The 22,904-nt window shown below is 65.6% G+C and carries 18 protein-coding genes and 1 tRNA gene; 3 read left to right on the plus strand and 16 right to left on the minus strand.

Annotated features, from left to right (window positions below; all coding sequences use genetic code 11):
• Positions 1–106 precede the first annotated feature (106 nt).
• Entirely contained in the window at positions 107–544 is a 438-nt protein-coding gene (locus tag NSO95_RS10160) for an ExbD/TolR family protein (protein ID WP_436278033.1), read from the plus strand.
• 6 nt (positions 545–550) lie between these two features.
• Here the strand turns inward: NSO95_RS10160 and NSO95_RS10165 are convergent, their stop codons facing one another.
• The 5 genes from NSO95_RS10165 to NSO95_RS10185 all read right to left on the minus strand — a co-directional run bounded on the left by NSO95_RS10165 (position 551) and on the right by NSO95_RS10185 (position 6,617).
• Complete coding sequence (locus tag NSO95_RS10165) at positions 551–3,001, minus strand: ligase-associated DNA damage response DEXH box helicase (protein WP_257596114.1); 2,451 nt, start codon at positions 2,999–3,001, stop codon at positions 551–553.
• Between the two features lie 181 nt (positions 3,002–3,182).
• A complete protein-coding gene (locus NSO95_RS10170) occupies positions 3,183–4,031 on the minus strand; it encodes a DUF2059 domain-containing protein (RefSeq protein WP_257596116.1) in 849 nt (282 codons plus the stop codon).
• A gap of 79 nt (positions 4,032–4,110) precedes the next feature.
• A complete protein-coding gene (gene pgmG / locus NSO95_RS10175) occupies positions 4,111–5,517 on the minus strand; it encodes a phosphoglucomutase/phosphomannomutase PgmG (protein WP_257596117.1) in 1,407 nt (468 codons plus the stop codon).
• Positions 5,514–5,810 (minus strand): J domain-containing protein, encoded by a 297-nt coding sequence (locus NSO95_RS10180; RefSeq protein WP_257596118.1) that lies wholly within the window; start codon positions 5,808–5,810, stop codon positions 5,514–5,516. The genes pgmG and NSO95_RS10180 overlap by 4 nt, the downstream gene beginning before the upstream one ends.
• Before the next feature lie 3 nt (positions 5,811–5,813).
• The gene (locus NSO95_RS10185) at positions 5,814–6,617 is read right to left on the minus strand and encodes a division plane positioning ATPase MipZ (protein WP_257596119.1); all 804 of its coding nucleotides are present in this window, start codon (positions 6,615–6,617) and stop codon (positions 5,814–5,816) included.
• 85 nt (positions 6,618–6,702) lie between these two features.
• On the opposite strand from NSO95_RS10185, the gene panC reads away from it, so the two are divergent.
• The gene (panC, locus tag NSO95_RS10190; RefSeq protein ID WP_257596120.1) at positions 6,703–7,557 is read left to right on the plus strand and encodes a pantoate--beta-alanine ligase; all 855 of its coding nucleotides are present in this window, start codon (positions 6,703–6,705) and stop codon (positions 7,555–7,557) included.
• Positions 7,558–7,567: 10 nt separating this feature from the next.
• Here the strand turns inward: panC and NSO95_RS10195 are convergent, their stop codons facing one another.
• The 3 genes from NSO95_RS10195 to NSO95_RS10205 all read right to left on the minus strand — a co-directional run bounded on the left by NSO95_RS10195 (position 7,568) and on the right by NSO95_RS10205 (position 12,351).
• The gene (locus NSO95_RS10195) at positions 7,568–9,451 is read right to left on the minus strand and encodes a DEAD/DEAH box helicase (protein ID WP_257596121.1); all 1,884 of its coding nucleotides are present in this window, start codon (positions 9,449–9,451) and stop codon (positions 7,568–7,570) included.
• 371 nt (positions 9,452–9,822) lie between these two features.
• Positions 9,823–11,211: a nicotinate phosphoribosyltransferase gene (locus NSO95_RS10200; protein WP_257596122.1), complete on the minus strand. Its 1,389-nt coding sequence runs from the start codon at positions 11,209–11,211 to the stop codon at positions 9,823–9,825.
• Positions 11,212–11,268: 57 nt separating this feature from the next.
• Entirely contained in the window at positions 11,269–12,351 is a 1,083-nt protein-coding gene (locus tag NSO95_RS10205; RefSeq protein WP_257596123.1) for a bifunctional nicotinamide-nucleotide adenylyltransferase/Nudix hydroxylase, read from the minus strand.
• A 202-nt stretch (positions 12,352–12,553) separates the two neighbouring features.
• Here NSO95_RS10205 and NSO95_RS10210 point away from each other — a divergent pair, with 202 nt between their 5' ends.
• Entirely contained in the window at positions 12,554–15,868 is a 3,315-nt protein-coding gene (locus NSO95_RS10210) for an amidohydrolase family protein (protein WP_257596124.1), read from the plus strand.
• Positions 15,869–15,885: 17 nt separating this feature from the next.
• Here NSO95_RS10210 and NSO95_RS10215 read toward each other — a convergent pair.
• The 8 genes from NSO95_RS10215 to pgeF all read right to left on the minus strand — a co-directional run bounded on the left by NSO95_RS10215 (position 15,886) and on the right by pgeF (position 22,871).
• A tRNA-Gly gene (locus NSO95_RS10215) sits at positions 15,886–15,959 on the minus strand.
• A 41-nt stretch (positions 15,960–16,000) separates the two neighbouring features.
• Entirely contained in the window at positions 16,001–16,564 is a 564-nt protein-coding gene (locus tag NSO95_RS10220; protein WP_257596125.1) for an OmpA family protein, read from the minus strand.
• Positions 16,565–16,580: 16 nt separating this feature from the next.
• The gene (locus NSO95_RS10225) at positions 16,581–18,449 is read right to left on the minus strand and encodes a cation:proton antiporter (RefSeq protein WP_257596126.1); all 1,869 of its coding nucleotides are present in this window, start codon (positions 18,447–18,449) and stop codon (positions 16,581–16,583) included.
• A gap of 68 nt (positions 18,450–18,517) precedes the next feature.
• Complete coding sequence (locus NSO95_RS10230) at positions 18,518–19,054, minus strand: adenine phosphoribosyltransferase (RefSeq protein ID WP_257596127.1); 537 nt, start codon at positions 19,052–19,054, stop codon at positions 18,518–18,520.
• Between the two features lie 108 nt (positions 19,055–19,162).
• Positions 19,163–20,038 (minus strand): cytochrome c1, encoded by an 876-nt coding sequence (locus NSO95_RS10235; RefSeq protein ID WP_257596128.1) that lies wholly within the window; start codon positions 20,036–20,038, stop codon positions 19,163–19,165.
• A gap of 21 nt (positions 20,039–20,059) precedes the next feature.
• Entirely contained in the window at positions 20,060–21,349 is a 1,290-nt protein-coding gene (locus tag NSO95_RS10240) for a cytochrome b (protein WP_257596129.1), read from the minus strand.
• A 17-nt stretch (positions 21,350–21,366) separates the two neighbouring features.
• On the minus strand, positions 21,367–21,921 hold the full coding sequence (petA, locus tag NSO95_RS10245) for a ubiquinol-cytochrome c reductase iron-sulfur subunit (RefSeq protein ID WP_257596322.1): 555 nt from the start codon (positions 21,919–21,921) through the stop codon (positions 21,367–21,369).
• 248 nt (positions 21,922–22,169) lie between these two features.
• On the minus strand, positions 22,170–22,871 hold the full coding sequence (pgeF, locus tag NSO95_RS10250) for a peptidoglycan editing factor PgeF (RefSeq protein ID WP_257596323.1): 702 nt from the start codon (positions 22,869–22,871) through the stop codon (positions 22,170–22,172).
• Positions 22,872–22,904 lie beyond the last annotated feature (33 nt).

Here is a 22,904-nt window from a genome sequence, read left to right on the forward strand (position 1 = left end):
GACGGCGGGAGTTCGATCGATGCAAGGGTTGCAAGGCGAAACGCAAAACCTCTTGTCGTCGCGCCCAATGTGTGATGTCATACCATTACATACTGGGAGAGAGTCGATGGCCTTTGCCGTTCCCGCGATGGAATCCGAACCCCTGAGTGAGCTCAACACGACACCGCTGATCGATGTCATGCTGGTTCTGCTGGTCATGTTCATCATCACCATCCCGTTGGCCACGCATTCGGTCGAAGTCGATTTGCCACAGTCATGCCAGCCGGATTGCCCGCCCGCGCCGGATACCGTGAGCAACAAGATCGTGATCGACGCCGCAGGCCGCGTCCTGTGGAACGGCGCGACGGTGACAGAGACGCAACTCGCAGCACTCCTGGCCGAAACGACCGAGATGGCGATCGAGCCCGAGCTGCAGTTCGAGCCCGAGGCCAACGCGTCCTACGACGTCGCAGCGCGCACCCTCCGGACCATCAAGGCGAGCGGCGTGTCCAAATTCGGCTTCGTCGGCAACGAGAAATACCGCCAGTTCGGCATGGCCGACTGAGGACGGTCAACTCTCGACTGGCGGGTCGACCCGCATCGCGGCCTCGGCGAGGCTTTCCGCCTCGAGCAGGAGCTCATCGTCGACCGCACCTTGCGGCACGCTTTCGCGCCCGATCATCACCATGACCGGAACCGCGAGCGGGCTGACCCGGTCGAGTTCGACATGCACCAGCTGCTCTGCCGAGCGTCCGAGCAGGTCAACCAGCCGACCGACATCGGTGATCCGCGCGCGCGCATCGGCCCATGCCGCTTCGAGCAGGACATGGTCGGGCTCGTGCTTGCGCAACACGTCGTAAATGAGGTCGGTGGAGAAAGTGACCTGCTTGCCTGTCTTGCGCTTGCCCGGCTGCTGCCGCTCGACCAGCCCGCCGATAACCGCCACCTCGCGGAAGGCACGGCGCAGCAGGTGCGAATCCTGCACCCAGTCGACGAACTCATGCGCCAGGATATCCGGCGACAGCAGCGGAGCGGGGTCCTTCACCGGCCGCAGTCCCCACACCCCAAGCGAATAGTCGTTGGCCACGAAGCCGCCAGGCAACAGGCCGCGATCGCTCATCCGCCGCGTGATCAGCATCCCCAGGCTCTGGTTCGCGTTCCAGCCTTCGAAGGTATAGTACACAGTGTAATGCCGCTTCGCATGCGGGAAGCTCTCGACCAGCAGGCTGCCCGGCCGCGGCATCTGCGAGCGCCAGTCCTGCACTTCGAGCCATTCGCGCACGTCGTCGGGAAACCGGCCCCAGCCGGCACGATCGTCGAGCATGCCCTGCACCCGCTCCGCCAGATGGGTGGTCAGCGGCATGCGCGATCCGCCGTAAGAGGGGATCATCGCCGCCTTGGCCGAGGCGCGGACTATCACGTCCATGTCCTTCAACTGCTCGACCTCGACCGTCACCCCGGCAAAGGCAAAGGTATCGCCGGGCGCAAGCTGCGCCGCGAAGCGTTCCTCCACCCTGCCCAATTGGCGCCCGTTGCGGAACCGTACCGTCAGCATCTCGCTGTCGATGATGATGCCCGCATTGAGCCGGTGCTTGGCGGCCATCTCCGGATGCGCCAGCCGCCAAGTGCCGCTGCGGTCGCGCACGATGCGGCGGAACCGGTCGTAGGCCTTGAGCGCATAGCCCCCGGTGGCGACGAAATTGAGCACCCGCTGCCACACCGCCTCGTCGAGCCACGCATAGCTCAGCGAGGACCGCACTTCGGCCAGAAGGGCCGCTTCGTCGAATGGTGCCGCACAGGCACAACCCATCACATGCTGCGCCAAAACGTCGAGCCCGCCCGCGCGGAAATCGTCGCCATCGCGCTGGCCCTCTTCGACCGCATCCTTCGCCGCGGTGGCTTCGAGAAACTCGAACCGGTTGCCCGGCACCAGCACCGCACGGCTCGGCTGGTCGAGCCGGTGGTTGGCGCGCCCGACCCGCTGGAGCAACCGCGACGACCCCTTGGGCGCGCCCATCTGCACGACGCAGTCGACATCGCCCCAGTCGACCCCGAGATCGAGGCTGGCGGTCGCCACCAGCGCGCGTAGCTCGCCGCGCGCCATCGCTCCCTCAACCTTGCGGCGCGCTTCCTTGCTGAGCGACCCGTGGTGTATCCCGACCGGAAGATTCGCCTCGTTGACGTCCCACAGGTTCTGGAAGGTGTATTCGGCAAGGAAGCGCGTGTTGGTGAAGATAATCGTCGTCCGGTTGGCCTCGATCAGCCGCATCAACTGCGGGATCGCCCAGGTCGCGGCGTGCCCGCCCCACGGCACCCGCTGTTCGTCGGGCAGGAGGATCTCGATCTGCGGGTCGGCCCCCTTCTCGCCTTCGACCAGTTCGACCGCGTCGATTTCGCCCCACGGCGCAAGCCATTCGCGATAGGCTTCAGGCCGGGCGAGCGTCGCCGACAAGGCGCTGCGCTGCAGCCCCGGAGCGACCGCCTGCAGCCGCGCGATCGACAGCGCCAGCAGGTCGCCGCGCTTGCCGGTGGCGAAAGCATGAACCTCGTCGATGACAATCCGCTTGAGCCCCGCGAACAACTCGAAACTGTCGGGGTAGCTGAGCAGCAGCGACAGGCTTTCCGGCGTCGTCAACAGGACATGCGGCGGCTTGGCACGCTGGCGGCGCTTCCGGTCCGACGGCGTATCGCCGCTGCGCGTCTCGATCCGCAGTGGCAGGCCCATCTCCTCGACCGGGGTGAGCAGGTTGCGCTGCACGTCATGCGCCAGCGCCTTGAGCGGCGAAACATAGAGCGTGTGCAATCCCTCGGGCGGACCGCTATCGCCGAACGCAGAAGGGCAGAAATCGGCCAGAGTCGGCAGGAACCCGGCGAGCGTCTTCCCCGCCCCGGTATCCGCCACCAACAGGGCATGCTTGCCCCGTCGGTCGGCATCGAACATCGCCGTCTGGTGTGAACGGATGCGCCAGCCGCGATGCCCGAACCAGGCCTCTATCTCGTCCGGGATCGCACCCTCGCTCATCGGCTAGGCGGAGAGACTGGCAGGAAGGGGCACGATAACCACAAGGCTGCAACACCCTGCAAACTCACCCGTTCCGCTGGCCTCGAAGCAGGTGCAGGGCCCGAGGTGCAAAGCCGGCGTGCCAGCGGATGAGGTTCCGAACGCTGCGATGCCCGACAGGACACCCTGCCGTCAGCCGGCTTCAGTATTCCGCCGCGACGTCGGCTGCAGCTTCAGCCCCTTCGGCCATGGCATCCGCCGCTTCATCGCGATAGCGGATGGCGTCCTCGATCTCTTCCACCGAGTAGCCGGTCAATTCGGCGAGCCGTGCCTTCTCCTTCGCGCCCAGCTCGGCGAAATCGCGCTTGGGGGGCAGGTTTGCGGTCGCTTCTTCGACCTTCTGCTCCATCGTCATGATCGAGCCCATCATCGCGGGCAACGATTCCATGCTTGCCGCCATGATGCGCGGATCACTCGCCATGGAAAAGCTCTTGCGGGCATATGTGGCACCCGTCTCGGTCGAGAAGAAGGCCTCGATGTCGGTCAGTTCCCTCTCGGTGAAGTTCACCGCGTAAAGCTCGGCCATCGCCTTGCGCATGCCCGGCTCCATCGCATCCATCATCTGCTTCATGACCTCGGGGAAGACCTCGGCCTCTGCGGCCTTGCGCGCTTCCCATGCGGGATCAAGGATCGCCAGAGCCTCGGCAGCCTGGTCCTCTTCGAGATAGAGTTCGCAGCCTTCGAACCCGAGGTATTCGGCAACATCGCCGCTCGACGGCTTCGAACCCAGTTCGGCCAGCGGACCCATCATCGAATCGAACATGGTGCCAAACATCTCGCCCAGCGCGCCCTCCGGGATGAGCTTGGCGATGATGGTGGTGGCGAGCGGCAGGCGCGCTTCCTGCTCCGGCGTCAGCGGCTCGGCGGTGAACATCCCGGCCATGGCAGCGAAGGGATCGCCCTCCATTGGATCGGCGTCCTGCGCCAGCGCGGGCGCGCCGGCCGAAAACAGCAGAGTGGCCGCAGCCAAGGCAGAAAAAATCGATCTCATCACGAAGCCCTCCAGTCGGCTCAGAATGCCCCATCCCGAGCGTGCCAACAAGCCGGATCTTGCCGCGTTGGAGCGGTGATCAGTGCCCGACACTCTCGCCGCGTTCGAGCCCGCTCAGCGCCAGTTGCTCGTCGATCTGCGCCATCAGCCATGCGAGGCCCTCTTCGCTGTCGCTTTCGGCGCGGGCGACCAGAACATCCTGCGTGTTCGATGCACGCAGCAGCCACCAGCCGTCGTCGGTTGTGACGCGCACCCCGTCGGTGGTGTCGGCCACAGCATCGCTCGCGGCGATCCGCGCGGCGACCTCGGCGATCGCGGCGAACTTGCGGCTCTCGTCGACCTGGAAGCGCATCTCGGGCGTGTTGACCATCGCCGGCATCGCCCCGCGCAGTTCGGTCACCGACTTGCCGAGCCGCGCCGCCGCCGCGATCAGCCGCACACCGGCATAAAGCGCATCGTCGAACCCGTAATACTCGTCGGCAAAGAACACGTGACCGCTCATCTCGCCCGCGAGCGGGCTGCCGGTTTGCTTCATTTTGGACTTGATCAGCGAGTGGCCGGTCTTCCACATCACCGGCTTGCCGCCCTGCGCCGCCACCTGGTCGAACAGCGCGCGGCTGGCCTTCACATCGGCGATCACTGTCGCGCCGGGCATGCGCCGCAGCAGGTCCTCGGCATAGATCATCAGCAGCTGGTCGCCCCAGATCACCCGGCCTTCGCCGTCGATCGCGCCGATCCGGTCGCCGTCACCGTCGAAAGCGACCCCGAAGTCGAGCTTCTTATCCGCGACCAGGGCTTTGAGATCGGTCAGATTCGCCTCGACCGTGGGATCAGGGTGATGATTGGGAAAATTGCCGTCGACTTCGGTGAACAGCAAATAATGCTCCCCCGGGAGCCGCGCTGCGAGCATTTCGAGCGCGGGACCGGCGGCCCCGTTGCCGGCATCCCAACCGACCTTGAGACCCGCGAGGTAATCCGGGTCGAGGCCGGCCAGCGGGGCGAGCAGGCGGTCGACATATTCATCGATTATATCGTGACTGGAGATTTCCCCCTTGCCGTCGATCCACTCGCCAGCGGCAGCAATCCGGCCGAGTTCCTGAATATCCTCGCCGAAGAACGGCCGGCCCTGGAAAACCATCTTGAAGCCGTTGTAATTGGCGGGATTATGGCTGCCGGTTATCTGAATGCCGCCATCCACCTGCTCAGTTGAGGCTTCGGCATAATACAGCATCGGGGTCGGCCCCATGCCCACCCGGACGACATCGCATCCGCTCGCGGTGAGACCTTCGACCAGCGCGTGTTCGAGCATCGGCGAGCTGACCCGCCCGTCATAACCGACCGCGACCGTCTTGCCGCCCGCCTGCCGGAGCAAAGTGGCGAACCCGCGCCCGATCGCGCGGGCATCGTCCGCCCCCAGCGTTTCGCCGATGATGCCGCGAATGTCGTATTCGCGCAGCACGGTGGGATCGAACCGGTGGTTGGTCACGGCAAGGTTCCTTCCTCGGGCAATTCGTCGAGCAGCAGGTCGCGCGCCGCGTTGGCCTCATGTACCTGGGCATTGCTGCCCCCCTTGTCGGGATGGACCATTGCCACCAGCCGCTTGTGCGCGGCGATGATCTCCGCCCGACTCGCGCGCTGGCCGACCGCGAGAAGCTTACGCGCCCGGAAGATCGCCTGGCTGCGGGTCGAAGGGGGCCGGAGATAATCCCACGGCCACTTGCCCAGCGCCCAGCGGCACAGGACGGCGATTCCGACAGCGATCAGCGCGAGTTTCAGCATGGCTCAGGCCAGCTCCAGCTGCGGTGCACCGCGCTTCTCGGGAAGCCTGAGATGCAGTCCGGCCAGCAATGCGCGCATTTCCTGCCGGGCGACCAGATGGCTGGTGCCCAGCTCGCCCAGGTGGCCCTTGTCGAGCAGGGTCAGCCCGCTGGGAAAAAGCTCGCGATAGACCACGCGTTCGCTGAGGCCCTTCACCACCCGGAAGCCCGCGCGCTTGCTCAGCTCGTTGAGCGCCTTCTCGATCCGCATCTGGTTGCGCGCCTCGGTGTGGCCCGAGCGGTTGCGCACGACGACCCAGTCGATTTCCTTGCGCTGCTGCATCGCGCGCGCCTTGCGGGTTTCCCAGATCAGTTCGGCATAGAAGCTGAGGCGGCGGACCTTGAAAGTCTCCGCATCGACCTGCCCGATCAGGTCGAAATCGACGAAGCTGTCATTGAGCGGGGTGACCAGCGTATCCGCCCCGGTCGCCGCGTGGCGGGCGAATTCGTCGTCGCGTCCGGGCGTATCAAGGATGAGAAAATCGGCATCTTCGCCGATCCGTGCCAACTCGGCATTGAGCTGATCGGTCGTGTCGCCGCGAAATACCTCGCACCGCGCAGTGGGCAGATCGATCCCGCGCCGTTGCAGCGTTTCGACCCGGTTCTCGAAATAGCGATGCATCGTGCGCTGGCGCGGATCGAGATCGAGCGCGGCGACCCTCGCACCGTGATAGGCCAGCGCGACGGCGACATGCACCGCGGTGGTCGACTTGCCCGTGCCGCCCTTCTCGTTGGCGAAGGTAATCCGGTGCGGGCGGGTCTCGGTCACGGGCAGATGCTTCCTCTGGCTTGAATGTATAGCAGGCCCATGTCTATCTGCGCCCCGCTGGGTATCTACCGGAGGGCCAGAATTCGTGCAAACCGTCTCCACCCTCGAAATGTTGAGAACGGCGACCGCTGCCTTGCGCGAAGGCGGGAGGTCGCTGGCGCTGGTGCCGACGATGGGCGCGCTGCACGAGGGGCATCTGACGCTGGTGCGCAAAGCAAAGAAGCTGGCCGACCGGGTCGCGGTGTCGATCTTCGTCAATCCGACCCAGTTCGGCCCTAACGAGGATCTCGATGCTTATCCGCGCCAGTTGGCGGAGGATTCGGCGATGCTCGAGGCCGAAGGGGCCGATTTGCTGTGGGCGCCGACGGTGGAGGCGATGTACCCGCCAGGCTTTGCCAGTTCGATCTCGGTCAATGGCGTGAGCGCAGGCTTTTGCGGGGCAGACCGCCCGGGCCATTTCGACGGGGTTGCGACGGTGGTGTGCAAGCTGTTCAACCAGGTCCGCCCCGATGTCGCGTGTTTCGGTGAGAAGGACTGGCAGCAGCTCGCGGTCATCCGCACCATGGCGCGCGATCTCGACCTTAACTTCCCGCATGTCGATGCGATTCACGGCGTGGCGACGGTGCGCGAGGCGGACGGGCTCGCGATGTCGAGCCGCAACCGCTACCTGACGCCCGAACTGCGCGAAGCAGCGGGCATCCTGCCGCTGGCGATGAAGGAAGCCATCGCACGGATCGAGGACGGGCAGGATGTCACCCGCACGCTCGCCGCGCTGGAAGACGAATTGCTCGGCGCAGGGTTCGACCGGGTCGATTATGCCGACCTCGCCGATGCAATGACCCTCGAGGTGCTGACAGCGCGGATCGACCGCCCGATGCGATTGCTGGTCGCGGCGCGGATCGGCGGCACGCGATTAATCGACAATATGGCGGTGGTCTGAAAACCTTGGTTCAGGCGGGCTTTTTGGGCCCGCCTTTGCGATGCCCAGCTTTCCAGTTCCCGGCCTTGAAGGGCTTGGCGCCCGGCTTCGCGTCTTTCGCGCCTGATGGTTTGCGGTCGCCGCGCGGGGTGCCGCCTTCGGCCATGCGGTCGCGCTTGCCAGGGCGTTCCGGGCGGTCGCTGCGGGGCGGGCGCTCGGTGCGGCCCGATGCATTGTCGTGGCGCGGTTTGCCGGTGAAGGGCTTGCGATCGCCGCCCTTGCGATTCTCGCGCGCCTGTATGCGCGGCCCTTCGTCGGAGCGTTCGATGAATACCGGGCGCTCTTGGTCTTCCGAGGCGAAGGTGCGCTGGATCGCGTCTTCGACCTTGGCGGCAATCGTGGCGGGGATCTGGAAAAACGTCTCCTCCCCGCCGATCCGGATCGCGCCGATCTCGTTACGCGTCACATGGCCACGCCGGCAGATCAACGGCAGGATCCAGCGCGGATCGGCATTGTGCCGACGGCCGATATCCATCCGGAACCACACCGTATCCTCGAAGCCCGGGCGATGGCGTTCGCTCTGCGCAGCCTTGCGCGCTTCGGGCGTATTCTCCATCAGCTCTTCGGGCTGCGGCATCCGCGACCGGTGTGCCTGCACCAGCATGGCGGCAATGTCTTCCGCGCTCTTTTCGGCCATCAGCGTTGTGGCGAGCGCGCGATCTTCGTCCTCGATCTCGACCGGAGCGAGCAGGGCTGCGAGCAGCCGGTCGCGATCCTGCTGGCGGATGTCCTTGGGCGATGGGGCATCGACCCATTGGGCCTCGATCCTGGCGCCGCGGAGCATGGTCTCGATCCGCCGGCGGCGCGGAAACGGCACGAGGATCACTGCCGTGCCCTTTTTGCCTGCACGGCCGGTCCGGCCGGACCGATGCTGGAGGGCTTCCGCATCGCGCGGGACCTCGACATGGATGACCAGACTGAGCGACGGCAAGTCGATCCCGCGTGCGGCGACGTCGGTCGCAACGCACACCCGGGCGCGGCGGTCGCGCAACGCCTGCATCGCCTGATTGCGTTCCGACTGGGAATGCTCGCCGGACAGGGCCACCACCGCGAAGCCCCGTTCCTGCAGGGTCGCATGCAAGCGCCGCACCGCATCGCGCGTGGCGCAAAACAGGATCGCGGTTTCCGCTTCATGAAAGCGCAGCAGGTTGACGACCGCGTTCTCGATCTCCGACGGAGCGACAGCCACCGCCTGATAGTCAATATCGCCGTGCCCGCGCGTCTCGCCCACGGTCGAGATGCGCATCGCTTCGCGCTGGTACCGTTTTGCCAGCGCAACGATCGGCTTGGGCATAGTGGCGGAGAACAGCAACGTCCGGCGTCCTTCGGGCATCGCATCGAGCAGTTCCTCAAGATCCTCGCGGAAGCCCATGTCGAGCATCTCGTCGGCCTCGTCGAGCACGACGGCCCTGAGCGCCGAGAGGTCGAGCGCACCGCGCTCGAGGTGATCGCGCAGGCGACCAGGCGTGCCGACCACGATCTGCGCCCCGCCGCGCAGGTTGCGACGTTCCTTCGAGGCATCCATCCCGCCAACACAGGTCGCAATCCGGGCGCCCGACTTGGCGTAGAGCCAAGCCAGTTCGCGGCTCACCTGCAGCGCCAGTTCGCGTGTCGGGGCGATCACCAGCGCCAACGGCGCGACGCCGAACGGCACGGTGCCGTCAGGCGCGAGAAGCTGACCGGCAATCGCCAGACCGAAGGCGACGGTCTTGCCCGACCCGGTCTGGGCGGAGACGATCAGGTCACGCCCTGCCGCCTGCGGTTCGATAACGGCGGTCTGGACTTCGGTCAGTTGGTCATAGCCGCGTTCGGCCAATGCTGCGCCAAGGACTGGCGGCAATTCGGGAAAATTCATCGATCTCGCAATGTTCTGATGCCTGCTGTTGCGCAGGTGATGGGCCGCATAGGGCGGCATGAGTGTGTCATCATACACCAGTTGTGTCGCTTTGGCTCGCGTTTTTTTGTGCACCTGCGAAGGGGCGCAAAGCTGAACGGCCGAGTAACCGGCCTGTCGCCCAAGTCGGGGACATGCAGCGCGCCGTTGCGGCGTCTATCTGCCCCTTGCCGGAGGGGCGCGCTTCGTGCCCTTCGGGTCGCAACGGGTCGGGCATGCCCTCCCCCCAACGGCTGGCATGTCCGGCCTATCGCTCATCACTCTCCCCCTCATGATGGCGAGCGGCCAGCGGGACGGCGACGTTTCAAACAAGCGCGCCGTCCCGCCAAGGCTCAACCCTGCGGCCAGCTGCGCGCGCGCAAGTCATCGAAGCTATGGCGGACCAGTAGCTCCCCATTGCGCCACACCGGCCGCAGCAGGTCAGCATCGGGATCGACCGCGTCGAGCCGCCTCGCCACCAGCCGCCCGTTCTCCTTGATCACCGCCTGCCGTCCGGCCTTCGACGCCTTGCCGGGATCGGTTGCCGGGTCCTTCATCACATCGTGCCACACGCCGCACGCATCGCGCATCGCATTGGCCTTCATCGCGAAGCGCAGCGTGTCGCGATCGACCTGCTGCAGCAGCCCGCCGCCCATGCCGAAGGCGATGTTGTCGATCGCGAAGCCATCTGCGACCAGCCGTGCCACCAGCCGCGCGATGCTGCCTGCATTCATCCCGTCGCCCTGGATCACCCTGACGTGGGGGTCGAGCACGCGGTAACCCTTGGCATTGGTCGTGCCGCCGAAGATATCCCACAGTCGCGCGAGCGTGCGCGCCGGGGTTTCGACCGGATCGCCACTGTCGGGCCGCACCACCAGCGTACCTTTACGGCTCAGCACCTTGTCCTTCAGGCTGCCGCCCCAGATGTTCGCCACCGCCGCATCCAGATCGTAGCTGTCCGAAACGACCGCCACCAGCGCGCCCTCGCCGTCGAAGCTATCGAGCATGTTCTCGTAGGCCGCGGCCTCGCGCGCCTGGCCCCAGCTGGTCATCGTGCTGTGCTCGGCCGCAGGGATCGAAAATCCGGGCATCTCTGCACCGTAATAGCGCCGCGCCGCCATGATCCCTTCGAGCGTGTCGGTGCCGCTGAAATTGACCAGATGCGCCATTCCGCCGAGCGCGGCGCTTTCGCCGCTCGATACGCCGCGCGCGCCGAAATCGTGCAGCTTGAACGGCAATTGTCCCGCAGGATCGTCGCTCGTCTTCTCGAGTCCCGCCGCAATCACGCTTTTGCACTTGCGGCTGAGCGTGCCGACCGTGGTCGGGTACCACACCGCGCGCAGCAAGGCCGTCTCGATGAAGGTCGCGAGCCACGGCATCCGCTCGTCGGTGTTGACCACCTGAAACAGCGGGACCGAAGTGGGGACCATGCGCCCTTCTTCCAGCGCGCTGACCTCGACCGGGAGGTAGCCGCCGTGTTCGCGCACGATCAGGTCCCAGCCCTCGCGGTTGAACGGTACGCCGTGCGCGGCGCAGATCGCTGCGGCCTCCTCAACATGGCTCGCGGTCACCGCTGTGCCGAGATAGTCGATCAGGAAGGGCTGCAGGCCGAGGAACAGCACCTCGTCGGCGAAGTCGTTGGCACGGCTTTCGCCATAGGAGCTGATCGCCCGCGCTTCGGGCGGATATTGCAGGAAGTGGCTGTGCTTGTAGCTGTCAGTCGCCAGAATGGGGTTTTGCATGATGTGAACTCCTCACATTCTTCTGTCGTGCGCGGGGCTCCCCCACGCGGCTGGAAGTCAGATGTCGGCCATCTGCTCGATGATCGACCAGTGGTCTTCGAACAGCATCTCGGGCCGCAATTCGCCGAGCCGATACCAGCGCGCATGCGCTGCATCGTCCCCGCCTTTCACGCCCGCCAGCTTGCGCCGTTCGGGCAGGCGGAACAGGAAGGCATGGGTAATGATCCGGCCGCGCAGGGAACGGTTCGGTGCGTCGAACACGCGCGTCGCGCTGTCCTCGATGAAACTCGCCAGCATGGCGGGAGGGATCTGCCCCTTGCCGTCCGAAATGCCGGTTTCCTCGCGCAGCTCGCGGATGGCGGCATCGCGAATCCGCTCGTCCTTGCCGACGAAGCCACCCGGCAGGGCGAGCAGGCCCTTGCCCGGCAATCGTCCGCGTTCGACCAGCAGGATGTGACCGGCCTGAATGACCACCGCATCAGCGGTGACGAAGGGCCCTTCGCCCCACTCGGCCGGATAGGCGTCGAGATATTCGCGTTCGGCCAGCAGGCGGCGGAAATCCTCGCCCTTGGCGAATGCCTCGAGCTGATCGGCAACCGGTTTAGACAGGATCGCATGCGGCACATCGGGAATGCGGCGGAAAAAGCGGTCACGCACGTCGGTCGCGCTGAAGGTCAAGTTCTCCGCCTCCAGCTGGATCGAATCCCATTCGGGAAACAGCTTGAGGTAATAGCTCGAATTGTCCTTGCCGTAGCCGGCGAGCGCGATGCGGAAATCGCGCGTGCCGTTGGCGGTAAAGCCTTCGGGATTGCCGTCGCGTAGCACGATGGCGTTGACCTTGCGCTGCACCTCGGTGACCCAGGCGGTGTCCGAATAGAGATGATCGTCGAGCGGCTCGACGATCAGCCGCCCCTGCGCCGCCTCGTAAGCGAACGACGCGCGCAGCATGTGCTCGCGTTCGGCATAGGTGAAGGGGTTGCGCGGATCGCGCGCGACATTGGCCGAACCGACCAGCACGATCAGCTTGCCGACGCGGTCGAGCGAATCGCGAATGATGTGTTCATGTCCGGCGTGGAGCGGCTGGAAGCGTCCGATGAAGACGCCATAGTCGGCCTTTTGGCCCTGTAGCTTGCTTGCCATGATCGAGACTCCCTCGATTGATGTATCGCCGACGGACTCCCCGGCGGCTGGATGAATGATGCGACCGCAATTGCCTGCGGTCAAATGCAAGTTTCGCAGCCATCTGTTGCGTTCCGGTAAACCGCGCATCCGGGCCGACGAGGGGCAATGGACGCGGCGGCGGATGCTGCTTACAACCTCTCGCATCTTTGGGGAGTTTGCCATGAAATCCACCGTCGCCTCGGTCCTCGCCGTCCTTTTCGTCGCCCCCGCCGCCTATGCGCAGGACACCCAGGACCCGCCGGTCGAGGAGACCGAAGCGCCCGAGAACGAGGCGCGCAATCCCGAGCAGCAGCCCGCCGAACTGCCCGACCCGGGTCCGGGCAGCGCCGATGCCGCCGACAGCGATACCGGGGACGACAGCAAGTGGGACGTCAACGCCCCGCGCGGCGCGACGATGAGCCAGGTCGCGATCGATGTCGACGAAGGCAGCTGGATGGATGTCGACGTCAGCCCCGACGGGCGCATGCTCGCTTTCTCGTTGCTGGGCGATATCTACACCATGCCGATTTCGGGCGGCACGCCGACCCGCATCGCCGAAGGGCTGGCATGGGAAGTCCACCCGCGCTTCTCGCCCGACGGCACGCGCATCGCCTTCACCTCCGACCGCGCGGGCGGCGAGAACATCTGGCTGATGGATGCGAATGGCGAGAATAAGCAGCAGCTGACCAAGGAAAGCTTCCGTCTGCTCAACCAGCCGAGCTGGAGCCCCGACGGGCGGTTCATCGCGGCGAAGAAGCATTTCACCACCGGCCGCTCACTCGGCACGGGCGAGGTGTGGCTGTATCACGTCTCCGGTGGCGGCGGGGTCAAGCTGGTCAAGCGCCCCAACGAACAACACCAGAAGGAACTGGGCGAGCCGACCTACGCGCCCGACGGCAGCGCGATCTTCTACACCCGCAACAACACCGGCGGGCCGATCTTCGAATATGCGCAGGATTCGAACGCCGGCATCTTCCAGATCGCCCGTTACGACGTCGACAGCGGGGAAATCACCGAAGCGGTCGGCGGCTATGGCGGCGCTGTGCGCCCGACCCCGTCGCCCGACGGCAAGAGCATCGCCTTCGTGCGGCGGAGCGAGGACCGCTCGCAGCTGTGGGTCAAGGACTTCGCCAGCGGCAAGGAGCGGATGCTGCGCGACGGGCTCGACATGGACGTTCAGGAGACCTGGGCGGTGACCGGGGTCTATCCCAACATGGACTGGACGCCTGACAGCAAGGAAGTGGTCTACTGGTCGGGCGGCAAGCTCAACCGTACCGATGCAACGAACGGCGCGACACGCGACATCCCCTTCCGCGTAAGCGACACTCGCGGCGTCGCCGATGCGCCGCATCCGCAGATCGCCGTCGCACCTGACAGCTTCACCACCAGCATCCCCAAATTCGCTACTGTCTCGCCGGATGGCAAGCAGGTGGTGTTCGAGACGCTCGGCAAGCTCTACCTCAAGCCGACCGATGGTGGCGCGGCGCGGCGGCTGACCTCGGGCGATGCGATCGAGGCCTTTCCCGCCTGGTCGCGCGACGGCAGCCGGATCGCCTACGTTCGCTGGACCGACGAGGGGCTGGGCGAGATCGTCACCACCGCCGCGCGCGGCGGATCGGCGAGCGCGGTGACCACCCAGCCGGGGCACTACCGCAATCCGCAATTCTCGCCCGACGGCAGGACCATCGTGTTCGAAAAGGGCGCGGGCGGCTTCCTGACCTCGCCCGACTATTCCGAAAACCCCGGCGTCTACCGCGTTCCGGCGAGCGGCGGGGAGCCCGAGCTGGTCGCGCGCGATGGCGGTTCGCCGCAGTTCGGCGCGACGAACGACCGGATCTTCATGCTCGAGGGCGGGGACGGTCTGAGCCTCGTCTCGACCGACTTCAACGGGCAGGACAAGCGCACCCATGCCAGCGGCGAGCTGGTCAACGACTACCGTATCTCGCCCGACGGGCGATACCTCGCCTTCCGCCAGAATTACGAGGTCTTCGCCATGCCGCTGGTGCCCGGCGGGGCCGAGCTGTCGGTCGACAAGGCGGGCGGGCCGCTGCCGGTCACCCGCGCGAGCAAAGGCGGCGCAGACTACATCGGCTGGTCGAAGGACGGCGCGAGCCTCAACTGGAGCATTGGCCCAACGCTCTTCACCGTCTCGACCGCCGACCTATTCACCGCTTCGCCCGATGCGAAGAGCGGCTTCACCCCGCCGACCGAGGGCCTGTCGCTCGCGATGAGCCAGCGCGCAGCCAAGCCATCCGGCACGGTGGTGCTGAGCGGGGCGAAGGTGCTGACCATGTCCGGCGCGGGCGCAGGGGCGATCGAGCAGGGCATGATCGTGATCGACGGCGACCGGATCGCCGGCGTCTATGACATGACGACATCGCGCATTGCCCTGCCGGCGGGCGCGAAGGTCATCGATATGACCGGCAAGACGATTATGCCCGGGTTGGTCGATGCGCATGCCCACGGACCCTACGGCGTGAGCGATGTGGTGCCGCAGCAAAGCTGGTCGCTGGTCCAGCAGCTCGCGCTCGGCACCACCACGATGCACGATCCCTCGTCGCAGGCGAGCCAGGTCTTCGCGGCCTCGGAACGCCAGCGTGCGGGCACGCTGCTCGCCCCCCGGCTGTTCTCGACCGGGGAGATCATCTATGGGGCCAAGGCCGCCGGGGTCTATGCCGAGATCGAATCCTACGAGGACGCGCTGGCGCATGTCCGCCGGATCAAGGTGCAGGGCGGCTTCTCGGTCAAGAACTACAACCAGCCGCGCCGCGAACAGCGCCAGATGGTGGTGCGCGCCGCGGCAGCGGAGAATATGCTGGTGGTGGCCGAGGGCGGTTCGCTGTTCGGGATGGACATGAACCTGGTCGCCGACGGCAATTCGACGATCGAGCATAATGTCCCGGTCGACGTGTTCTACGACGACATGGTGCAGTTCTTCAGCCAGTCGAATTCGAATTACACGCCGACGCTGGTGGTGACTTACGGCGGCCTCGCGGGCGACCCCTACTGGCGGCAGGCCACCGACGTCTGGCAGAATCCGCTGATGGTCCACACGCCGCCCAAGATGCTGCTCGCCGAGACCGGGCGGCGCATCAAGGCCCCCGACTGGGCCTTCGTCGACGACAACAATGCGCGCGAGGCGAAGAAGCTGGCCGATGCCGGGGTAAAGGTCGCCATCGGTGCGCACGGCCAGCAGGCCGGGATCGCGGCGCACTGGGAACTGTGGAGTTTCGTGCGCGGCGGCATGTCGCCGGTCGAGGCGTTGCGCGCGGGCACGATTGCTTCGGCCCAATCGCTCGGCATGGCGCAGGATATCGGCAGCCTCGAGGCGGGCAAGCTGGCCGACCTCATCGTGCTCGACGCCGATCCGAGCGTCGACATTTCCAACAGCGACAACATTGCGCAGGTGATGCTCGGCGGCCGTCTCTACGATGCGAAAACGATGAACGAGGTCGAGACCGGCACAGCCGAGCGGCGCAAATACTGGTGGGAGTGAGCCGAACCGAAAAGGGCTGGAGCGGGTAGCGGGAATCGAACCCGCATAACTAGCTTGGAAGGCTAGGGCTTTACCACTAAGCTATACCCGCCCGCTCAGGCCCGCGCGCTTGCCACCGATGGGGCGCGTTCGTCAAGAATTTGTCGGCTCGGGGCTTGCGGTTTTCTCCACTTGCTGCAGCGCGACGGTGATTTCGACCCGGCGGTTGGCTTGGCGGCCCGCTTCGTTGGGCTCGCCATTGGCCAAAGCGTTGGGCTCGACCGGGTTCTGCTCGCCGAAGGCGATGACCTCGATCCGGTCTGCCGCAACGCCCTGCTCCAGCAGATAGTCGCGCACCGCCTCGGCCCGTTCGCGCGAGACGCGCAGGTTGATCGCATCGTTGCCCCCAGCGTCGCTGTGGCCGCGAACGACGATGGCGCCCGCTGACTTGGCCGCGTCGGACGCCAGCAATGCGTCGAGCTTGGCAAGGGCTGCGGCACTGAGTTCGCTTCCGCCCTCGGCGAAGGGGATCGTCGCCTCGGTCGGTTCGGGTTCGGCCACCGCAGGCTCCACCCCCGCTTCGGTATCGAAAATCGAATTGGTCGGGGCGGCCGAGGGTTCGCCGCTTGCGGTCGGGCTCGGTTCGGGCGCGGGCGGCTCGCCGGTGCAGGCGGCGAGCGCAAGGGCGAGAAGCGAAGCGTGTGTGATACGGTTCATGGGGTCTGCTCCCGGGTCATGTAGCCGGTGCCGCCGGACGCGCGCCCTTGCGGGCGGCGCGCTCGTCGGCAGAAGGCGCCTTGGGCGGGGTGAAAGAGATGATCGTGTCGCCCGGCTGGGGATCGGGGCGGGCGGCATGGGTGAAAAAGCGCAGTTGCCCGTTCTCGCGCACAAGCATCAGCATATGCGCGGTCGGCGGCAGCGCCTTTTTTGCGTCGTCGAAGCCGAATTCGCCCGACAGCCGCGTCTTGCGGAACACCCAGCCCTGCTCCTGCCGTTCCTGCACATCGGATACGCCGAAGCCGGATTCGAACAGGGCGCGGCCGCGGATACTGGGCGGCAGCGCGTGGCGGTCGTCATCCTCCGCCGATTCGCCCAGCTGGTAGACCGCATCGCGGCCCACCTCATGCGCGAATTCGTTGCACACCAGAGCATTGTAGGCCTCGTTGTCGGTCGCCGCAACGAGCGTCTGGAACAGGGTCAGGTCGAGATTGTGCTCGGTCGCTTCGTTGAGGATTTCACCGTGATAGGTCGGCAGACCATCGCGGCGGGCCGCAGCGAGCCGCTGCCAGCTCTGATCGACGATGGTCACCGGCACCTTGAGCGTATCAAGCTGCTTGCCCAGCGCAATGGTCCACGGCGTGCTGCCGACGATCAGCAGGCCCGGACGCGTGTCACCTTTCACCTTGAGCAGCTTGGCGACGAAATCGATCGAGAACCCATGTGCGACGATCGTCGCCACCACCACCGCGAAACTCAGCCCGATCAGCAGATTGCCGTCGGCAAAGCCGAATTCGTTGAGCCGCAGCGCGAACAGGCCCGAAATCGCCACCAGCACGATGCCGCGTGGTGCGATCCAGGCGAGAAACAGCCGCTCGTTCCACGGCACCGAGCTGAAGGCGAGGCTGAGCAGAACCGTCACCGGTCGCACCACGAACAGCAGTGCGAGGAGGAACAGCATGATCCTGAGGCCTTCGGGCTGGCGCGGGTCGAGATATTCGAGCTCCTGCCAATCGAGCGAGGCGGAGAGCAGGATGAAGATGCCCGAGACGAGCAGCACGGCGACGTTCTGCTTGAACGGATGGATCGAGCGCAGGCTGGTTACGCGCATGTTGGCCAGCGCAATGCCCATGACCGTCACCGCCACGAGGCCTGCTTCGTGTTCGATGCGGTTGGAGAGGACGAACACTCCGACCACCGTCGTCAGCAAGACGGGAACCTTGAGATACTCGGGCACCAGGCCGCGCGGGAAAGACCAGGCGATCGCCTTGGCCGCTGCGAAGCCGACCAGACCGGCTAAGATCGCCGCACCGATCAGCGGAGGCACGATCTGGAACAGGCTCGCGTCCGGGGTTTCTGCGGTCTTCCGGAAGTATTCGTAGGCGATCACCGCGCACAGCGCGCCGGTCGGATCGTTGACGATCGCTTCCCACTTGAGGATCGCGGCGGGGCGCTGCTGGATCGAAGACTGGCGCAGCAACGGCATCACCACCGTGGGCCCGGTGACCACGAGGATTCCGCCGAACAGCACCGCCACCGGCACGGCAAGCCCGGCGACGTAGTGCCCGGCAAGCGCACCCGCGATCCAGCCCACGACCACCCCGATTGTGGTCATCCGCCACACCGCCTCGCCCGAATGGCGCAATTCGCGGAAATCAAGGCTCAAACCGCCTTCGAACAGGATCAGTGCGACGCCGATGGTGACCATCGGATCGAGCAGGTCGCCAAATGCCGCGTCCGGGTCCATCACGCCGAACACCGGCCCGACGAGGAATCCTGCCGCGAGCATCAGCACGATAGCCGGCCAGCCTGTCCGCCAAGCCAGCCATTGCGCGCCGATCCCCAGCACGCCGACCAGCGCTATGACGAGTGCCTGTTGTTCCACCGGTGTATCAACCCCCTTGTCGCATCCTCAATGCCCGGGCGCGCGATTCTCTCCCGTGGGAAGTCGGATCAATCGCCCTCGAACGCCATCAGGGCATCGACTTCGACCCCGGCGCGGCGGAGGCGCTCGGCCCCGCCGAGGTCTGGCAAGTCGATGGCGAATACGGCACGATCGACCACCGCCCCCGCGCTGCGCAGGAGCTCGATGGCGGCCAGCGCCGTACCGCCGGTGGCAATCAGGTCGTCGACGATCACGATCCTTTCGCCCTGCCCAACGGCTGTCGGATCGATCTCCAGCCGATCGGTGCCGTATTCGAGCGCGTAGTCGACCCCGATGGTCGGGACCGGCAGCTTGCCGGGCTTGCGCACCGGGATAAAGCCAAGCCCTTCGTGAACTGCCACCGCCGCGCCGAAGATGAAGCCGCGCGCTTCCATCCCGGCGATGGCTTCTGCCCCGGCCCGGCGCACGTGATCGGCCATATGCCCGATCGCCGCCGACAGGCCTGCCCCATGCGCGATCAGCGTGGTGATGTCGCGAAACTGGATTCCGGGGGCGGGGAAATCGGGCACGGTGCGCACCAGCGCCTTCAGATCGTCAACGGTCATGCGGTCTCCGGGTTCGCTGGAGTTCTAGCGAATTGCCCGCCAAAGCAAAGCGCCCCCGCATCGTGAAATGCGGAGGCGCCTAGTTCTACGGATCTAGCGTTGCGCGACTTACTCGGACGAACCCTTCTTCGGTTTTTTGCCGGCCCAGATGTTCTTGTACGAGAAATAGGCCAGAGTCGTCGCGAACAGCAGGAACAGGATGAACCATGTGCCGGTCTGCTTGCGCTGCTGCATCTTCGGCTCAGCGGTCCAGGTCAGGAAGGCGGCCACGTCGGTCGCCATCTGGTCCACCGTCGCCGTAGTGCCATCGTCATAGGTCACCTGGCCGTCCGCCGCGATCGGCGCCGCCATCGCGAGGTTGAGGTTCGCGAAATAGGGGTTGAAGTTGAGGCCCGGCGGGGTGCTGAACTCGGGGAATTCCTGCGCCAGGCTCTTGCCTTCGGCATTCTTGTAGGTCGCCGGATCGGCATAGCCGATGAGCAGCGAGTGCACATAGTTGGTCCCGTCGTGGCGCGCCTTGGTCATCAGCGAAAGGTCGGGCGGGATGGCGTTGTTGTTGGCCGCGCGTGCCGCCACGTCGTTGGGATAGACCAGCGGGAAGCGGTCGGTCGGCAGGCCCGGGCGCAGCGTCGCTTCCCCGGTGTCGGGGTCGATCCCGGGCACCTGCCACTCGGCGGCGAGCGCCTTGACCTGCGCTTCGCTGTAGCCGAGGTCGGCCAGATCGCGGAACGAGACGAACTTCAGGCTGTGACAGGCAGCACAGACTTCCTTGTAGACCTTGTAGCCCCGCTGGAGCTGGACCTTGTCCCACTTGCCGAATGGTCCGTCGAACGAATAGGCCACGTCCTTGGGCGCCAGATGGAACTCGTGCTCGGCGGTCGGCTCGTGTTCTTCGGTTGCGAAGGTATAGGCCCCGACGCCGAAGGACAGCAGGGCAACACCCGAGAAAACGAGGCCGATGAGAATTGCAAACAGGCGGATCATGTCGCTATCTTTCCTTCGTCCTCAGGCCTTGGCCGCAACGGTCGCGCCAAGCTGGGCATCGTCGTCCTTTCCCAGCACGGCCTCGGTGATCGAATAGGGCAGCGGCTTGGGCCGCTCGATCGAGGAGACGATCGGGACGATCACGAGGAAGTGCAGGAAGTAGTACGCCGTCGCCAGCTGGCTGAACATGATATAGGGTTCTTCGGCATGTGCGCCGCCGAGGTAGAACAGCGCGGCCATATCCACCATCAGCACCCAGAAGAAGATCCGGTACAGCGGACGGTAGCTGGCCGAACGGACCGGCGAACGGTCGAGCCACGGCAGGAAGAACCACATCAGGATCGCGCTGAACATCGCGAGCACGCCCCACAGCTGGGCGGTCAGGATGAAATCGAAGGTGAAAGCGCGCAGGATTGCGTAGAACGGGTAGAAATACCATTCGGGGACGATCAGCGCCGGGGTCGAGAGCGGGTTCGCCTCGATATAATTGTCCGGATGGCCCAGCGCGTTCGGCATGAAGAACACGAACAGGCAGTAGAGGATCAGGAACACGCCCAACCCGAAGCCGTCCTTCGCCGTGTAATACGGGTGGAACGGGACGGTGTCGCTTTCCTTCTTCACTTCGACCCCGGTCGGGTTGGTCGAGCCGGGGATATGCAGCGCCCAGATATGCAGGATCACCACGCCGGCGATCACGAAGGGCAGCAGGAAGTGGAGCGAGAAGAAGCGGTTCAGCGCCGCGTTGTCAGGTGCGTAACCGCCGAGCAGCCAGATCTGCAGCGGTTCGCCGACCAGCGGGATCGCGCCGAACAGGCCGGTGATGACCTTGGCACCCCAGAAGCTCATCTGGCCCCACGGCAGGACGTAGCCCATGAACGCGGTCGCCATGCACAGCAGGAAGATGACCACACCGAGCAGCCAGATCATCTCGCGCGGGGCCTTGTACGAACCGTAATAGAATCCGCGGAAAATGTGCAGGTAGAGCACGAGGAAGAAGAAGCTTGCCCCGTTGGCGTGCATGTAACGCAGCATCCAGCCCCAGTTGACGTTGCGCATGATGTGTTCGGTCGAACCGAACGCGACCAGCGCATTGGGGGCGTAGTGCATCGCGAGGATCACGCCGGTGACGATCTGCAACACCAGGCAGAACCCGGCGAGCACGCCGAAGTTGTACATGTAGTTGAGGTTGCGCGGGACCGGGTATCCGGCGCCGACGGCATTATAGACGAGGCGCGGCAGGGGCAGCTTCTCGTCCACCCATTTCATCAGCGGGTTCTGCGGCTCGTAGTGGTTCGCCCAGGGAAAGCTCATGGTCTGTCTCTCGCTCCTCAGCCGACCGTAACCACGGTGCCATCGGCATTGAATTCATAGTCGGGGACCAGCAGATTGGTCGGCGCCGGGCCTTTGCGGATGCGTGCGGCGGTATCGTAGTGCGAACCGTGGCAGGGGCAGAAATAGCCGCCGTATTCGCCGCGTGCCTCGCCTTCGGCTGCTCCGAGCGGAACGCAGCCCAAATGGGTGCAGACGCCCATGGTAATCAGCATCGCCTTCTGGCCGGCCTTGGTCCGCTCTTCGAGCGACTGCGGGTCGCGCAGGTCGGACAGCGGCACCGCGTCGGCCTCGGCGATTTCGGCATCGGTCAGGCGGCGCAGGAACAGCGGCTGTTTGCGGAAGATCGCCTTGATCGCCTGGCCCGGCTCGATTGCCGAAACATCGACCTCGACGGTGCTTTCCGCCAGCACATCGGCCGACGGGGCCATCTGGCTGATCAGCGGGTAGAGCACGGCGATGCCGCCCACCCCGGCCGCGCTCACCGCGGCGATATTGATGAAGTCGCGGCGGCGCACGCCGTCTCCGGTTGCATCCGTTTCCGGTGCGACCATGTCGGGTGTCGCGGTGCCAGTCGTGTCAGCCATCGATTCTGCCTTAAACCTAACAGCTCGCCCGCAAGGAAGACGCGGGAAGGTTGCGTTTTCACCGATCCGGTTGGGCTGGCTGGAAGTATTGTCCCCACGCTTTGGGAACACCCCTGTCTCGGCCTATCCGGTGCCGGTTTGCGCGCGCTGATAGACGGGAATGCGCCATGTGCCAACCGCCTTTTTGGCACCATTCGTCCGCTTGCGCGCAACCGTCAGCCGGCGATCCCGATCAGGCTCAGTTGCCTGCCATAGCTGGCTTCGCTGCGGTGGGTCGCGCGGCGGAACGAATAGAAGCTGACTTCTTCGCGGTAGGTGTCGCGGCCGAGCGGATCGACATGCTCGACCCCGGCCAGTGCCAGCCGCTTGCCGACATAGGCTTCGAGATCGAACTGCCAGTGTCCCTTGCGCCCGGGGCCGAAGAATCTCCCGTCATCTTCGGTGAACTGGCCGCGAAACCCGTCATCGACCTCATAGCTCGCCTGCGCGATGCACGGCCCGATCGCCGCGAGAATGCTGTCGCGCTCGGCTCCCAGCGAAACCATCGTCTCGACCGTCGCCTCGATCACCCCGCCATGCGCACCGCGCCATCCGGCGTGGGCCGCGCCGACCACCCCTGCCTCACGATCGGCAAGCAGCACCGGCGCGCAATCGGCGGTAACGATGCCGAGTAGCAGGCCCGGCCGGTCGGTGACGACGGCATCGGCCCGGGGCCGGTCCTCCCATGCCCACGGTTGGGTCACGACGACCGCGTCGTTTGAATGAACCTGATAGGGCGTGACCAGTGCCGCCCCTGGCAGCACCGCCTCGGTTGCCAGACGCCGGTTCTCGGCCACGTCCGCCTCGTCGTCGCCCGCGCCGAAGCCGCACTGGAGCCCCGCGACCGCACCGGTCGAGACCCCGCCGCGCCGGGTCATGAAGCCGTGCGGCACCCCGCCGAGCAGCGCCGA

It is taken from the genome of Parerythrobacter lacustris (assembly GCF_024626475.1).
Classification (GTDB): Bacteria; Pseudomonadota; Alphaproteobacteria; order Sphingomonadales; family Sphingomonadaceae; genus Parerythrobacter_A; species Parerythrobacter_A lacustris.

Excerpts from the sequence above, each read along its gene's own strand:
- NSO95_RS10160 (WP_436278033.1), top strand. The coding sequence starts at position 107 with ATGGCCTTTGCCGTTCCCGCGATGGAATCCGAACCCCTGAGTGAGCTC.
- NSO95_RS10165 (WP_257596114.1), bottom strand. The coding sequence starts at position 3,001 with ATGAGCGAGGGTGCGATCCCGGACGAGATAGAGGCCTGGTTCGGGCAT.
- NSO95_RS10170 (WP_257596116.1), bottom strand. The coding sequence starts at position 4,031 with ATGAGATCGATTTTTTCTGCCTTGGCTGCGGCCACTCTGCTGTTTTCG.
- NSO95_RS10180 (WP_257596118.1), bottom strand. The coding sequence starts at position 5,810 with ATGCTGAAACTCGCGCTGATCGCTGTCGGAATCGCCGTCCTGTGCCGC.
- NSO95_RS10195 (WP_257596121.1), bottom strand. The coding sequence starts at position 9,451 with ATGAATTTTCCCGAATTGCCGCCAGTCCTTGGCGCAGCATTGGCCGAA.
- NSO95_RS10200 (WP_257596122.1), bottom strand. The coding sequence starts at position 11,211 with ATGCAAAACCCCATTCTGGCGACTGACAGCTACAAGCACAGCCACTTC.
- NSO95_RS10205 (WP_257596123.1), bottom strand. The coding sequence starts at position 12,351 with ATGGCAAGCAAGCTACAGGGCCAAAAGGCCGACTATGGCGTCTTCATC.
- NSO95_RS10210 (WP_257596124.1), top strand. The coding sequence starts at position 12,554 with ATGAAATCCACCGTCGCCTCGGTCCTCGCCGTCCTTTTCGTCGCCCCC.
- NSO95_RS10220 (WP_257596125.1), bottom strand. The coding sequence starts at position 16,564 with ATGAACCGTATCACACACGCTTCGCTTCTCGCCCTTGCGCTCGCCGCC.
- NSO95_RS10230 (WP_257596127.1), bottom strand. The coding sequence starts at position 19,054 with ATGACCGTTGACGATCTGAAGGCGCTGGTGCGCACCGTGCCCGATTTC.
- NSO95_RS10235 (WP_257596128.1), bottom strand. The coding sequence starts at position 20,038 with ATGATCCGCCTGTTTGCAATTCTCATCGGCCTCGTTTTCTCGGGTGTT.
- NSO95_RS10240 (WP_257596129.1), bottom strand. The coding sequence starts at position 21,349 with ATGAGCTTTCCCTGGGCGAACCACTACGAGCCGCAGAACCCGCTGATG.
- petA (WP_257596322.1), bottom strand. The coding sequence starts at position 21,921 with ATGGTCGCACCGGAAACGGATGCAACCGGAGACGGCGTGCGCCGCCGC.
- pgeF (WP_257596323.1), bottom strand. The coding sequence starts at position 22,871 with ATGACCCGGCGCGGCGGGGTCTCGACCGGTGCGGTCGCGGGGCTCCAG.